Here is a 14,486-nt window from a genome sequence, read left to right as displayed (position 1 = left end):
TTTCTTTCCCAAACCACCTTCGCCTTAACGGGCCGGGTGGTTTTTTATTTCCTGTACACCCCCTGCCCAAGCGGTTTCTACGCGCAACACATCCGTTCTGACGGTGACTGAATTTTCACGGCGTTCATTATTTGTTCTTTTAGCCGTAATCAAAAAGTCACACAACACCACGATAAATAGGGCCAGCTTCGCTAACTCATTTGGAATGGTTATGAACAGATCCCTTGCCGTTGTTACCAACTCTGACCTGGAGTCTCTGCCGCAGTTTGCACCCGCTCCGGGCCGTAAAGTACTGAGCGTTAAGAGCCTGAGTAAGGCCTATAACTCACACCAGACCGTGCTGCACGACATTAACTTCGACCTGCATGCCGGTGAACTGGTTGGCGTGATTGGCCGCTCAGGCGCGGGCAAATCCACGCTGCTGCATATTCTTAACGGTACGCACACTGCCACGTCGGGCGAGATCCTCAGCTTTCCAGAAGTCGGGATGCCGCACGATGTGTCTAAACTCAGCGGTCGCGCTCTGAACCAGTGGCGCACCGAATGCGGCATGATTTTCCAGGATTTCTGCCTGGTGCCGAGACTGGACGTGCTGACTAACGTGCTGCTGGGCCGCCTGAGCCAGACCTCCACGCTGAAATCCCTGTTTAAAGTTTTCCCTGAGGCAGACCGCGCCCGCGCCATTTCCCTGCTGGAGTGGATGAACATGCTGCCTCACGCCCTGCAGCGCGCCGAGAACCTTTCCGGCGGCCAGATGCAGCGCGTAGCCATTTGCCGGGCGCTGATGCAAAACCCAGGCATCCTGCTGGCCGATGAGCCGGTGGCTTCCCTCGACCCGAAAAATACCCAGCGCATCATGAAAGTGCTGCGTGAAGTGTGTGAGCAAGGCATCAGCGTGATGGTGAACCTGCATTCCATCGAGCTGGTGAAGGAGTACTGCACCCGCGTTATCGGGGTTGCAAAAGGAAATATCGTGTTTGACGGTCATCCGGCGATGTTAACGGACGACGTGCTGCATCTCTTGTACGGCGATGAAATCAATCAAGTGCATTAATTCTCTCTCCAATTGATACAACACAGGCAATGATAATGAAAAAGCAACTGACTGGCGCATTACGTTTATCTGCAGTGATTACTGGCCTTGTGATTGCAGGCCACGCAATGGCTGCTGACCAGCCGCGCGAACTGAACCTCGGGATCCTCGGCGGGCAGAATGCGACCCAGCAAATTGGTGATAACCAGTGTGTGAAGCAGTTCATGGATAAAGAACTGAATGTCGACACTAAACTGCGTAACTCTTCTGACTACTCTGGCGTTATTCAGGGCCTGATCGGCGGTAAAGTCGACCTGGTGCTGAGCATGTCCCCTTCTTCCTACGCTTCGGTGTACATGAACGATCCGAAAGCGGTGGATATCGTTGGCATCGCGGTTGACGATAAAGATCAGTCCCGCGGCTACCACTCTGTGGTTATCGTTAAGGCCGACAGCCCGTACAAAACCATCGAAGATCTGAAAGGGAAATCCTTCGGCTTCGCCGATCCTGACTCCACTTCTGGCTATCTGATCCCTAACCACGAGTTCAAACAGAAGCTCGGCGGCACTCCGGACAACAAATACAACAACTTCTTCTCCAGCGTGACCTTCTCCGGCGGCCACGAGCAGGACATCCTGGGCGTGCTGAACGGCCAGTTTGCCGGCGCGGTGACCTGGGCTTCAATGGTCGGCGACTATAACGACGGCTATAGCGCCGGGGCGTTTAACCGCCTGATCCGTATGGATCACCCTGACCTGATGAAGCAGATCCGCATCATCTGGACTTCCCCGCTGATCCCGAACGGCCCGATCCTGGTCAGCAACAAGCTGCCGGCTGACTTCAAGGCCAAAGTCGTGGATGCGGTGAAGAAACTGGATAAAGAAGATCACGGTTGCTTCGTGAAGGCGATGGGCGGCACCCAGCACATCGGCCCGGCATCTGTGGCTGACTTCCAGCAGATCATCGACATGAAGCGTGAGCTGGTTAGCGCCCGCTAATCGCGAACGCCGCATAAAAATCGCACCCCGGCGGCCTGCCAGGGTGCTTTTTTATCAGGACGGGGCGACCCGTCACCGGAAACAAACCGGATAATAAGTGATGATGTTGAATACGGAATTTGAACGTTACTATCACCAGATCAGAATGCGCCAGAAGCGCGACACCCTGATTTGGTCTCTGCTGCTGGTAGGCCTGTATCTTACCGCCGGTCACATCGCTGAGTTCAGCCTGACTACCATCTGGCAATCACTACCAAACTTCTTCGACTACATGTTCGAAACCCTGCCGACGCTGCACCTGTCGGTTCTGCTGGCCGACGTCCACACCAAAGGCTCACTGGCCTATTGGGGCTACCGTCTCCCCATTCAGCTCCCGCTGATTTGGGAAACCCTGCAGCTGGCGCTGGCTTCGACGCTGATTTCGACCTGTATTGCCGCCGTGCTGGCATTTCTTGCCGCCGGTAATACCTGGACGCCGCCCGCCGTACGCTTCGGCGTTCGCGCGTCGGTTGCGTTTCTGAGAACCATGCCGGAGCTGGCGTGGGCGGTGATGTTCGTGATGGCCTTTGGTATCGGCGCCATTCCGGGATTTCTGGCGCTGGCGCTGCACACCGTTGGCAGCCTGACCAAGTTGTTTTACGAAGCCATCGAAAGTGCATCTGACAAACCGGTACGCGGGCTCATGGCCTGCGGCGCTACGCCACTCCAGCGCGTACGCTTCGCCCTGTGGCCTCAGGTAAAACCTATTTTTCTGTCCTACAGCTTCATGCGTTTTGAGATTAACTTCCGTTCCTCCACCATCCTCGGCCTCGTGGGCGCGGGCGGGATTGGGCAGGAGCTGATGACCAACATTAAACTCGACCGCTACGACCAGGTCAGCATCACGCTGCTGCTGATTATCGTGGTGGTTTCGGTCCTCGATGTCCTGTCCGGCAGGCTGCGCCGCTGGGTTCTGGAAGGGAAAAAATGAATACTTTTCAGGCAACGCCGGATATCACCCAAAGCCGCGAGCAGCACCGCGAACTTTACCGTATGCAGGGGCGTTATCTGCGCCACATCGGCCTGCTGGCCGCCGCCATCCTCGGCTACTACATCTGGTTCTTTTTCACCTTCGGCATCGACTCCGGGCAAATTCTCAGCGGCATGGTTCAGCTGGGGCGCTACTTCCTGCGTATGTTTGTCTGGCATGATTTTATGAACTGGCCGTTCGCCTATTACTTCTCGCAAATCGCCATTACGCTCGCCATCGTTTTCGCCGGGACGTTAACCGCCACGGTGCTGGCGCTGCTGCTATCGTTTTTTGCCGCCCGCAATATCATGCAGGGCCCGGTAGCACGCATCGTCGCGCTGCTGGTGCGCCGCCTGTTTGACCTGCTGCGCGGCGTCGACATGGCCATTTGGGGGCTGATTTTCGTACGTGCGGTTGGGCTTGGCCCGCTGGCAGGCGTGCTGGCAATTATCATGCAGGATACCGGGCTGCTGGGCAGGCTGTATGCCGAGGGGCACGAAGCGGTAGAGCGCTCTCCGAGTCGGGGATTAACCGCCGTGGGCGCGGCGGGCATTCAGAAACACCGCTTCGGGATTTTCACCCAGTCGTTCCCGGCGTTTCTCTCTCTCAGCCTGTATCAGATTGAGTCCAACACCCGCTCGGCGGCAGTGCTGGGCTTTGTTGGGGCGGGCGGCGTAGGCCTGGTGTACGCCGAGAACATGCGGCTGTGGAACTGGGACGTGGTGATGTTTATCACCCTGATTCTGGTCTGCGTGGTGATGGCGATGGACGCTATTTCTGCCTGGCTGCGCCGACGCTATATCACCGGTAAGCCGGTGCCGCTCTATTCTCCGCAATAACGTCTAAAACGGGGCGCGGTCTTCGCCGTGCCCCGCTCATGCTACAAAGACCAGTTCAGCGTTTGCCAACCGTAGCGTGCGCCCTGCGCCGCAAGCTTCTGACAAGGATTGACCATCAATACCCGGTCGGCCTCCAGACACAACGGCAGATCGTTAATGGAATCGGTATAAAACGTCAGTTCCCCGCTGTATTCCGGATTCACCTGCAGCCACTCCTTCAGGCGGGTAATTTTCCCGGTCTGGTAGCTCGGCACGCCGCTTATCACGCTGGTGTAAGCGTTATTGCCGGTCACCAGGTCGATACCTATCGCATGTTTAATGCCAAGCCGTGGTGCAATGGCTTTCACCAGCAGGCTGACGGACGCAGAGATAATCATCATCTGCTGGCCCTGGGCGTGCAATTGCTCAATCAGGCGCTTCGCCTGCGGGTAAACCAGCGGCAGAACGTCGGTTTCTACGCAGCGGGCAACGAGGGTGTCCACATCGGCAATCGTCATACCCGCCAGCGGAGCCAGCGTCACGCCAACGTATTCGTGGATATTCATTTCGCCGCGCTGATAGTCGAGCATCAGCTTGTGTTCTTTAGCCAGATAATCGGGGTCTTTAATCAGCCCTTCGCGGGAAAGGAAGCGGCTCCAGAGGGTGCTGCAGTCGGCGTCTATCAGGGTGTGATCGAGGTCAAAAACGTAAAGCGGGTTAGACATGTTCATTTCTCATTTCAGCAAAGAGGCCGCCGGGCAGCTTAGCGCCAGGCCCGGCGATCAGGGGTTCCCTACCCTCTTTGTCGCAGAAAAAAATGACAGCGGCATGAAAGCACGCCGTTACTTCCCGAGCGGCTTCCTCTTTCCTGCTGCTGCCGTGCGGCGCTGATGCGCAAGCGGGGTATGCTTCGTGAGCGCCGGGCGGGCGTGACGGGTGTTTCGACGGGCCTCACGCATCTCCTCGAGCGTCGGAGAAGGCACCAGGCATTCGCGTCTGCCGCCGATCAGGTGCTTTTTGCCCATCGCCTCCAGCGCCTCGCGAATCAACGGCCAGTTCACCGGATCGTGATAGCGCAGCAGTGCCTTGTGGAGACGGCGCTGACGATCGCCGCGCGGCACCACGATATCCTCGCTTTTATAGCCCACCTTACTCAGCGGATTTTTGCCGGTGTAATACATGGTGGTGGAGTTAGCCAACGGCGACGGATAGAAGTTTTGTACCTGATCGAGGCGGAAACGATGCTGCTTAAGCCACAGCGCCAGATTCACCATATCCTCATCACGCGTTCCAGGGTGAGCGGAGATAAAGTATGGGATCAGATACTGTTCTTTGCCAGCCTGCTTCGAATAGGTATCAAACAGCTCTTTAAAGCGGTGATAGCTCCCCATCCCCGGCTTCATCATTTTCGACAGCGGCCCCTCTTCGGTGTGTTCAGGAGCAATTTTCAGATAGCCACCAACGTGATGAGTTGCCAACTCCTTGATGTAACGCGGATCGGCTACCGCCAGATCGTATCGCACGCCGGAGGCGATTAAGATCTTTTTGACGCCCTTAAGATCGCGTGCACGACGATAGAGATCGATAGTCGGCTGATGGTTGGTGTCCATATGCTGGCAAATTTCCGGGTAAACGCACGACAGGCGGCGGCAGGTTTGCTCCGCGCGCGGCGACTTACAGCGCAGCATATACATGTTGGCCGTTGGGCCGCCCAGGTCTGAAACCACGCCGGTAAAGCCCGGCACGCTGTCGCGCATCGCTTCGATTTCGCTGATGATGGAATCTTCGGATCGGCTTTGAATAATGCGGCCTTCGTGCTCTGTGATGGAGCAGAAAGAGCAGCCGCCGAAGCAGCCACGCATAATGTTTACCGAGAAGCGGATCATCTCATAGGCCGGAATACGCGCCTTGCCATAGGAAGGGTGAGGGATGCGTTGGTAAGGCAGCGCAAACACGCTGTCCATTTCCTCGGTTGAAAGCGGGATCGCCGGCGGGTTGATCCAGATATAGCGATCGCCGTGCTTCTGCATCAGCGCTCTGGCACAGCCGGGATTGGTTTCATGATGCAGGATCCGCGAAGCGTGAGCGTACATCACCTTATCCGCCTTCACCTTTTCAAAGGACGGCAGCAGGACATAGGTCTTCTCCCACGGTTTTGGCCGCGGTGGCTGCACGGTAACGGCTTTGGCTTCATCCGCCTTTTGGTCTTTTGGTTTATTGCCGTCGGCACAGGGGAGATCGTCGCCGTAAGGATGTGGGATCGGATCGATTTTTCCTGGCGTATCAAGACGGGTGGAATCTACACCTGCCCAGCCGGGCATCGCCTCTTTGCGCATGATGGCGGTATTGCGCACATCACAAATTTCAGCGATCCCTTCTCCGTTCGCCAGACGATGCGCCACTTCCACCAGCGGACGTTCGCCATTGCCGAAAATCAGCATATCCGCTTTGGCATCCACCAGAATCGAACGGCGCACGGTATCGGACCAGTAGTCATAATGCGCGGTGCGGCGCAGGCTGGCCTCTATGCCACCAAGGATCACCGGCACATCGCGCCACGCCTCTTTGCAGCGCTGGGTATAGACCAGAGAAGCACGATCGGGACGCTTGCCTGCTACGTTATCCGGCGTGTAGGCATCGTCATGGCGCAGCTTACGGTCTGCCGTGTAGCGGTTAATCATCGAGTCCATGTTCCCTGCGGTGACGCCAAAGAACAGGTTTGGCTTGCCGAGGCGCATAAAGTCCTGCTTCGTGGACCAGTCCGGCTGGGAAATAATACCAACGCGGAAGCCCTGCGCCTCCAGCATACGGCCGCAGATCGCCATCCCGAAGCTTGGGTGGTCAACATAGGCATCACCGGTAACCAGAATGATGTCGCAGCTGTCCCAGCCGAGTTCATCCATCTCCTCACGGGACATGGGTAAAAACGGTGCCGGTCCAAAACAGGCGGCCCAGTATTGTGGCCACGAAAAGAGTTCGCGATCCGGCTGGATCAGGCTTTTGACGCTCATAGGATGTCCGAAAAGATGATGTAGAAATGAACAAAAGGGCGGCGATTATACGCCGATTGGCAGTAGTTTTTGAAGGGTTATTCTGGGTTTTATGCCCCCTCACCCCAACCCTCTCCCCAAAGGGGCGAGGGGGAAAAGACTCGGTGTAGAGTGCCATGCTGTCCCCTCTCCCTTTTAGGGAGAGGGTTAGGTGAGGGTAAAAACTACGGCGCGGGCTGAACCAGCAGCTGACCAATAGAACCGCGGTCGGCAAGCTCCAGCGTCTGGCTGGAATAAAGGAACGGGAAATGCTCCCAGGACGGCTGGCCAAAATAGACCAGAAGCTCGACCTGCCCGTCTACCCACACGGTATCCTTCCACCCGCGATCTTCCCCAAATGGCGAAGCCCCGTTGACGTTACGAACCAGGAAACTGACGCCTTCAATGTGGAAAGACTGCGGCGTGTCCGCGCGCACCGTCCAGCGCTCCCAGGTTCCCTGCTGGGTCTGAATATCAATACGCTTCATATCCCACAGCTGGCCGTTAATACCGGGATCGTCACCGAGGGTGATTTCACGGCTGCGCGTCGGGTTACCGCCCATGATCTCTTCCGGCAGCAGGCGCATTGGCAGCGTGTCGGTGACCAGCGGCAGCAGCCCTGTCGGACGCAGCGTTAACACCAGCGTGGAAATCAAAATGCTCGACGGCTCAAAGAAGCCGCGAATGCGGTCCATAATGCCGGCAGCTTCACCGGCGGTGATCGACACTTCTTTCCCTTCGGTCATGTCGATAAGAATTTCCCGACGCTCTCCCGGCGCCAGCGACAGCTGCTTGACCGAAACCGGCGCAGGCAGGAAGCCCTGATCGCTGGAAATCACCGCTATCGAACGGCCGTCGCTCATTTGCAGCTGATAGCGGCGAGAGTTGGATGCATTCAACAAGCGCAGCCGCACCCAGCCGCGGGACACTTCAACGTATGGACTTTGCACCCCGTTAACTAACAGCGTATCGCCAACAAAACCACCGCTGCCCGGCTCCTGGTATTCTGGCGCACCGAAATTATCGAGACGTTTGTCCTGGATGATGATCGGGAAGTCGTCGACGCCGTAGTGGTTAGGAATGGGCAGGGACTTGCTGACCTCGTCCTCAATCAACCACATCCCCGCCAGGCCGTTGTAAACCTGCCTTGCGGTACGATTTGGCGTATTGGCGTGATACCAAAGCGTTGCGGCTCGTTGGCGAATGGGCAGCACGGGTGCCCAGTCCACGTTAGGTGACATCATACGTGCAGCACCGCCAATCAGCGGGCCCGGCACCTGCAGGCCAGCAATGGTCATCGCGACGTTTTCTTGCAGGCGGTTGCTGTAAATCATCTTCACGTCGTCACCGCTCCAGACGCGAATCGTTGGCCCCATATAGCGCCCGTTTAAGCCCCAAACGGGGGCTTTTGCGCCACCGGTAAATGACCAGTGGGCACGCTGCAACGTCAGGAATAACGGCTGGCCACGGCGAGATTCAAGCAGGGGGGGAACCGGTAAAGGTTGCTGCTGCCCTGCCGCGTTTGCCCTCAGCGGCACCGAGCTGGCACAAAGCGCAACTCCGGATGCCTGAATAAACTGACGCCGACTGAGTGACATAATTGCTCCATGTAAAACTGAATAACGAGGGGCGATACAAACCGTACCGCCAAAGTCGGCGATTAATGCGCCTGATTCTTTTCAACTTTGCCGGCGGCTTCACGCGCGGCGACTTCCTGATTTAGTTCGTCGATTTTGGCCATCATCAGTTCACGACAGTCGGTGGCCAGCTTACGTACCTGATCTTTACCATAAGCGCTGATATCAACAGGCGGCAGCATTTCGACAATGACTAAGCCGTTGTTCCAACGGTTTAGCTTAATTTTATTACTGGTATTGGAAACACACACCGGAATAATCGGGACACCGGCCGCAATAGCCGCATGAAACGCGCCGGTTTTAAACGGCAGCAGGCCACGCCCGCGGCTACGGGTGCCCTCTGGGAACATCCAGATTGACACGTTGCGCTTGCGAATCTGGTCAACAACCTGAGAAATGGTGCTGTGGGCTTTCGCCCGGTTATCGCGGTCAATCAGCAGGTTGCCCGTCAGCCAGTAAAGCTGGCCAAAGAACGGGATCCACATCAGGCTTTTTTTCCCGACCGTAACCGTTGGCGGCTGGACGATATTAGCGGCGGTGACCATATCGTAGTTGTTCTGATGGTTCCCGATGTATATCGCAGTAGGGTGATTTTCAGCCCCGGCAGGTAAGCGGGTTTCTACCTTAAGACCAAATACCGGCGCAAGACGCCCGAAAAGGTGCCCAAAGGTTGCCACATGGCGCGGATTACGTGGGCTAAACAGACAATAAATTGAACCTAAGATGCATACCAGGATGCAGTAAATAACGACAATAATAAAACGTACAATCGCTAGCATAACTACCTCATGAGCCGAAGCCGTTGATAAGTATATCGGCTTTAGCGTAAAACACACCGGACGGCGGCAACCTCGCCGCCGTACCCCGGATTATTCTTCGCTGTCTCCAGCCCCTGCCCGCATTGGGGAGTCGACATCTACCCGATCTATGCGCTGCAGGCCGCGCATTAACGTCCCGCGACGACCTCGCTCACCGGTGATTTTCTGCAGTTCTTCAGGGCGCAGCTTAATTTTGCGCTTGCCAACGTGCAGGGTCAGGGTGCTCTGCGGCGGCAGGATAAACAGGTGCGCCAGCTTATCTTCACCTTTGGCCGCTTCTGCCGCCGGAATAGAGATAATCTTATTGCCCTTACCTTTAGACAGTTCCGGCAAATCACTCACCGGGAACATCAGCATACGCCCGGCGGCAGTGATAGCCAGCAGCATGTCGTCTGCGCTATGAATTTCCAGCGGTGGGAGGATGCGTGCATTATCAGGCAGGGAAATCAGCGCTTTACCTGCGCGATTACGCGACACGACGTCGTTAAAGGTACAGACAAAACCATAGCCTGCATCCGAAGCCATCAGCAGTTTCTGATCGTCTGCAGCCATCAGAACATAGTCCACGGTCGCGCCCGGCGGCGGCGTAAGTTTACCCGTTAAAGGCTCACCCTGACCGCGCGCTGACGGTAAAGTGATTGGGTCCAGCGCATAGCTTCTTCCCGTGGAGTCGATGAACGCCACAGGCTGGTTGCTTTTGCCTTTGGCTGAGCCCAGATAGCTGTCACCGGCTTTGTAGCTCAGGCCCGGTGCGTCAATATCGTGGCCTTTGGCGCTACGCACCCAGCCCATCTGCGACAGCACGATGGTGACCGGTTCAGACGGCACCATGTCGTGCTCGCTCATCGCTTTCGCTTCGCCGCGCTCATGCAGTGGAGAACGACGAGCGTCGCCGTAGGTATCGGCGTCTGATTGCAGTTCTTTTTTCAGCAGGGTGTTCATTTTACGCTCGGAAGCGAGAATGCCCTGCAGCTGATCGCGTTCTTTTTCCAGCTCGTCCTGCTCACCGCGGATCTTCACTTCTTCGAGCCTGGCGAGGTGGCGAAGTTTCAGCTCAAGGATGGCTTCGGCCTGAGTTTCGCTGATACCAAAACGGGACATCAGCGCCGGCTTGGGCTCATCCTCGCTACGAATGATGTGGATCACTTCGTCGATATTGAGGAACGCCACCAGCAAACCTTCGAGGATATGCAGGCGCTTGAGGACTTTTTCCAGACGATAGTTCAGGCGACGGCGCACCGTATCGCGGCGGTAAACCAGCCATTCGCTGAGGATCTCCAGCAGGTTTTTCACCGCCGGACGACCGTCCAGACCAATCATGTTCAGGTTAATGCGATAGCTTTTTTCCAGATCGGTGGTTGCGAAGAGATGGTTCATCACCTGTTCGACGTCCACGCGATTAGAACGAGGCACAATCACCAGGCGCGTCGGGTTTTCATGGTTCGATTCATCCCGCAGGTCTTCCACCATCGGCAGCTTTTTAGCGCGCATCTGGCTGGCAATCTGCTCCAACACGCGAGCACCGGACACCTGGTGAGGCAAGGCGGTAATCACCACATCACCGTCTTCTTTACGCCATACCGCACGCATGCGGACTGAACCGCGCCCGTTCTGGTAAATTTTGCGGATATCTTCACGCGGCGTAATGATCTCAGCCTCGGTCGGATAGTCAGGACCGTGAACGATATCGAGCAGGTCGTCGAGCGTAGTTTTAGGCTGATCAATGAGCGTAATGGCGGCCTGAGCAACCTCACGCAGGTTATGCGGAGGAATGTCGGTTGCCATACCCACGGCGATCCCGGTTGTCCCGTTAAGCAGGATGTTCGGTAAACGCGCAGGCAGCATCTTCGGTTCCTGCAGCGTACCGTCAAAGTTCGGGACGTAATCTACCGTTCCCTGACCGAGTTCCCCGAGCAGCAGCTCCGCGTATTTCGACAGGCGAGATTCGGTATAACGCATCGCGGCAAAGGACTTAGGATCATCCGGTGCCCCCCAGTTCCCCTGCCCGTCTACCAACGGATAGCGGTATGAGAATGGCTGCGCCATCAGGACCATCGCTTCATAACAGGCGCTGTCGCCATGCGGATGGTATTTACCCAGCACATCACCCACGGTACGTGCAGATTTTTTGAATTTCGCGCTGGCGTTTAGCCCCAGCTCTGACATCGCATATACGATTCGACGCTGAACCGGCTTAAGCCCGTCACCGATAAACGGCAGGGCGCGGTCCATGATGACGTACATGGAATAGTTGAGATACGCATTTTCCGTGAATTCGTGCAGCGCAAGACGCTCAGCACCATCATGAGTCAAATCACTCATTGCTCATTCATCCTCAAACTGACGAGCCGATTGTGGCCACAATCGACGTAATTGCCGCCGATAGTACCTTATCTGGCCTGTCGAGTCATAGCGATGAATAGCTTTAAACGAAGCGGTAGCCCGAGAAGGCTTACCGCTTTTTTGGCGTTACTTCAGTTTGTTAATTTGCTTTACGTCGATTTCAATCGAGTTCCAGTCTTTATCGACCTTACCCTGAATTTCGACGGTATCCTGCGGGGTAACAGTCTGGCCGTTCCAGCGCTTATGGTCGATGTCCACGTTGATGCTGTCGGTCGCGTCACGGAAGATGTAGTCATCACCACCAATGCGCTGTTCGATTTTACCGGTCAGCGTTACCCAGGTGTCATCAGAGAATGTTTTTGCCTGCTTCACCGTGGTTTTACTGCCCGTTGGGCCAACGAAGCCGCCCTGCTGTACCGGCTGAGTTTGCACAGCCGCATTCGGGTCAACAAAACCGCCCGTTTGCGCGGCAAAAAGAGGGGCGGAAGTTAAAGCAATAATGGCGAACAAAGCTGCAGTCTTTTTCATAATGTTATTCTCCTTTCGTTTCTTAGCCCCTATTAAAGCGCCCAAATCTTAGCGGGATCTTAATCCTTGCGGCATAAACTGTTTTTTTTATGCATTTGCGATTATTGCCGAAGGCCCGGGCTTTTCTTCTGTACACACAAGCGCTTCGGGTATTTACTTCACCTCTCAACGGCAGCAACAAGGAGTGCACCATGCGCCTACTATTAATTGAGGACGATCCGCTGATTGGCGACGGCATCAAAGCCGGGTTGATCAAAATGGGGTTTGCGGTCGACTGGTTTAGCGATGGAGCACAAGGGCGTGCCGCGCTCGGCCAGGCACCTTACGACGCCGTCGTACTGGACCTAAGCCTGCCGGGCATGGATGGTCTGGACATTCTACGAACCTGGCGTAAAGAAGGGCACAACGAACCGGTGCTGATTTTAACGGCCAGAGATTCGCTGGACGAGCGCATTGAAGGTCTCCAACTGGGTGCGGATGACTACCTTTGTAAACCTTTTGCGCTTACCGAAGTGGCTGTCCGGCTGCAGGTACTCATTCGCCGTGCGCACGGCCACGCACAGCCTGAACTGACCTACGGCAACGTCGTGCTTTCCCCGACAAACCTCACCGCCTCGCTCAATGGTGAACCCTTACAGCTAAAGCCTAAGGAATTTGCCCTGCTGGAACTGCTGATGCGAAACGCCGGACGCGTTCTGCCACGCACGTTAATCGAGGAAAAAATCTATAACTGGGACGACGAAGTGTCACGCAATGCCCTTGAAGTCCACATCCACCATCTACGCAAAAAGCTGGGTAGCGGCTTTATTCGCACCGTGCATGGTATTGGCTATACGCTGGGTGATACATGCTGAGGACGTTGACCAAAAGCCTGCGCACCCGCCTGACAGTAGGTTTTATCGTGCTTACCCTCGCAGCAGCGGCCTTTGCCAGCACCGCCGCGTGGTACGAAGCCCGTAAATCACTAAACAAGCTTTTCGATACGCAGCAACTGCTGTTTGCCAAGCGGTTAAGCGTGCTGGATTTTGACGTCGCGACAAACGCTGAATCACAGCTTCCCCGCAGTAAAAACATGCTTAAAAAACACCGCGGTAAGCTTGATGATGACACGCTCGCTTTTGCCATTTTTACCGCAGACGGCAGGCTTGTACTCAATGATGGCGATAGCGGTAAGGGCTGACTTACTCCTGGCATAGAGACGGATTTGTTGATGGGCAACTTGAGCACGATGACGATCTGTGGCGGCTGGTATGGCTGACAACGCCGGATGGGCGTTATCGCATAGTGGTCGGCCAGGAGTGGGACTACAGGAACGATATGGCCCTGGATATTGTTTCTGCTCAGTTAACGCCCTGGCTAATCGCGCTGCCGCTGATGCTGGTATTGCTGATTTGGCTAGTCACTGCCGAACTGGCCCCGCTGCGTAAACTGGCGCAGAAGCTACAGCACCGCCCGCCGGGCGACAACAGCCAGCTGGAAACACGGCCGCTCCCGCTTGAAGTCAGACCGCTTGTTGAAGCACTAAACCAGCTATTTGATCGCACAGAGGCGTTCATGCAGCGCGAACGACGCTTTACGTCCGATGCAGCCCACGAACTCCGCAGCCCGCTGGCTGCCCTGAAAGTACAGGCTGAGGTGGCCCAACTGGCAGAAAATGACGCTCAGGTCAGGGAACAAGCGCTTAATCACCTCCACCAGGGCATTGACCGTGCGTCACGCCTTGTTGAGCAATTGCTGACGCTGTCGCGGTTAGATTCCCTGGCCGGGCTCAATGATGTGCAGGAAGTCTCGCTGCAGAAGCTGCTTCAGGAAAGCGTGATGGAAGCCTGGCACGGCGCTCAACGCGAGCAAGTCGACATTCGCCTGCAAATGCAGGAGCAACCGGTTATTCGCCGTGGTCAGCCACTTCTTCTCGGGCTAATGCTGCGTAACATTCTCGATAACGCCGTGCGCTACAGCCCGCCTGGCAGCATTGTGCACGTCGTTTTACGCGGACATACGCTGGAGATCATCGACAATGGGCCTGGCGTAAGTCCTGAGCACCTGACCTCGCTGGGCGAACGCTTCTTCCGCCCTCCGGGCCAGCTTAAAACCGGCAGCGGACTGGGATTATGCATTGTGAGTAGAATTGCCGCTTTGCACGATATGCAGACCGCTTTCGGTAACGCGGAGAACGGCGGTTTCCGGGTTTGCATCAGCTGGCGCTAACCTACTCGCAGCTGATTATTGCTTGTACAGCAAAAGTCTTTGCACATTTTAGCCATTTTTTCGTG

Annotated in this window: 10 protein-coding genes and 2 pseudogenes; 6 read left to right on the top strand and 6 right to left on the bottom strand. The window is 55.9% G+C overall.

Annotated elements, in window-relative coordinates:
- Window positions 1–211 precede the first annotated feature (211 nt).
- From phnC to phnE (JT31_RS15285), 4 genes are all read left to right on the top strand, one after another.
- Window positions 212–1,054 (top strand): phosphonate ABC transporter ATP-binding protein, encoded by an 843-nt coding sequence (phnC, locus tag JT31_RS15300; protein WP_038478869.1) that lies wholly within the window; start codon window positions 212–214, stop codon window positions 1,052–1,054.
- Window positions 1,055–1,089: 35 nt separating this feature from the next.
- On the top strand, window positions 1,090–2,031 hold the full coding sequence (gene phnD / locus JT31_RS15295) for a phosphonate ABC transporter substrate-binding protein (protein ID WP_038478866.1): 942 nt from the start codon (window positions 1,090–1,092) through the stop codon (window positions 2,029–2,031).
- Window positions 2,032–2,131: 100 nt separating this feature from the next.
- A complete protein-coding gene (gene phnE / locus JT31_RS15290; protein ID WP_038478862.1) occupies window positions 2,132–3,001 on the top strand; it encodes a phosphonate ABC transporter, permease protein PhnE in 870 nt (289 codons plus the stop codon).
- Window positions 2,998–3,879: a phosphonate ABC transporter, permease protein PhnE gene (phnE, locus tag JT31_RS15285; RefSeq protein ID WP_038478859.1), complete on the top strand. Its 882-nt coding sequence runs from the start codon at window positions 2,998–3,000 to the stop codon at window positions 3,877–3,879. The genes phnE (JT31_RS15290) and phnE (JT31_RS15285) overlap by 4 nt, the downstream gene beginning before the upstream one ends.
- 41 nt (window positions 3,880–3,920) lie before the next feature.
- Here the strand turns inward: phnE (JT31_RS15285) and JT31_RS15280 are convergent, their stop codons facing one another.
- The 6 genes and pseudogenes from JT31_RS15280 to JT31_RS15255 form a co-directional block, all read right to left on the bottom strand.
- Window positions 3,921–4,583, bottom strand: a complete 663-nt coding sequence (locus tag JT31_RS15280; protein ID WP_038483185.1) for an HAD family hydrolase — start codon at window positions 4,581–4,583, stop codon at window positions 3,921–3,923.
- Window positions 4,584–4,703: 120 nt separating this feature from the next.
- Window positions 4,704–6,922: pseudogene (locus JT31_RS15275) on the bottom strand (YgiQ family radical SAM protein); the annotation flags it as partial.
- Between the two features lie 150 nt (window positions 6,923–7,072).
- On the bottom strand, window positions 7,073–8,485 hold the full coding sequence (gene ftsP / locus JT31_RS15270) for a cell division protein FtsP (protein ID WP_038478853.1): 1,413 nt from the start codon (window positions 8,483–8,485) through the stop codon (window positions 7,073–7,075).
- A 62-nt stretch (window positions 8,486–8,547) separates the two neighbouring features.
- Window positions 8,548–9,303 (bottom strand): 1-acylglycerol-3-phosphate O-acyltransferase, encoded by a 756-nt coding sequence (locus tag JT31_RS15265; protein WP_038478850.1) that lies wholly within the window; start codon window positions 9,301–9,303, stop codon window positions 8,548–8,550.
- A gap of 90 nt (window positions 9,304–9,393) precedes the next feature.
- Window positions 9,394–11,664, bottom strand: coding sequence for a DNA topoisomerase IV subunit A (parC, locus tag JT31_RS15260; protein WP_038478847.1), 2,271 nt, complete (start codon window positions 11,662–11,664; stop codon window positions 9,394–9,396).
- A gap of 147 nt (window positions 11,665–11,811) precedes the next feature.
- Window positions 11,812–12,213 (bottom strand): YgiW/YdeI family stress tolerance OB fold protein, encoded by a 402-nt coding sequence (locus tag JT31_RS15255; RefSeq protein ID WP_038478845.1) that lies wholly within the window; start codon window positions 12,211–12,213, stop codon window positions 11,812–11,814.
- A 191-nt stretch (window positions 12,214–12,404) separates the two neighbouring features.
- On the opposite strand from JT31_RS15255, the gene qseB reads away from it, so the two are divergent.
- Together qseB and qseC are read left to right on the top strand one after the other, a co-directional pair.
- Complete coding sequence (gene qseB, locus JT31_RS15250) at window positions 12,405–13,067, top strand: quorum sensing response regulator transcription factor QseB (RefSeq protein WP_038478842.1); 663 nt, start codon at window positions 12,405–12,407, stop codon at window positions 13,065–13,067.
- Window positions 13,061–14,421 (top strand): annotated as a pseudogene (gene qseC / locus JT31_RS15245) (quorum sensing histidine kinase QseC). Before qseB ends, qseC begins: the two are co-directional and overlap by 7 nt.
- Window positions 14,422–14,486 lie beyond the last annotated feature (65 nt).

The sequence above is a fragment of the Cedecea neteri genome, assembly GCF_000757825.1.
GTDB classification, from domain to species: Bacteria; Pseudomonadota; Gammaproteobacteria; order Enterobacterales; family Enterobacteriaceae; genus Cedecea; species Cedecea selenatireducens.
This window is presented reverse-complemented; position numbering and strand designations above follow the sequence as displayed.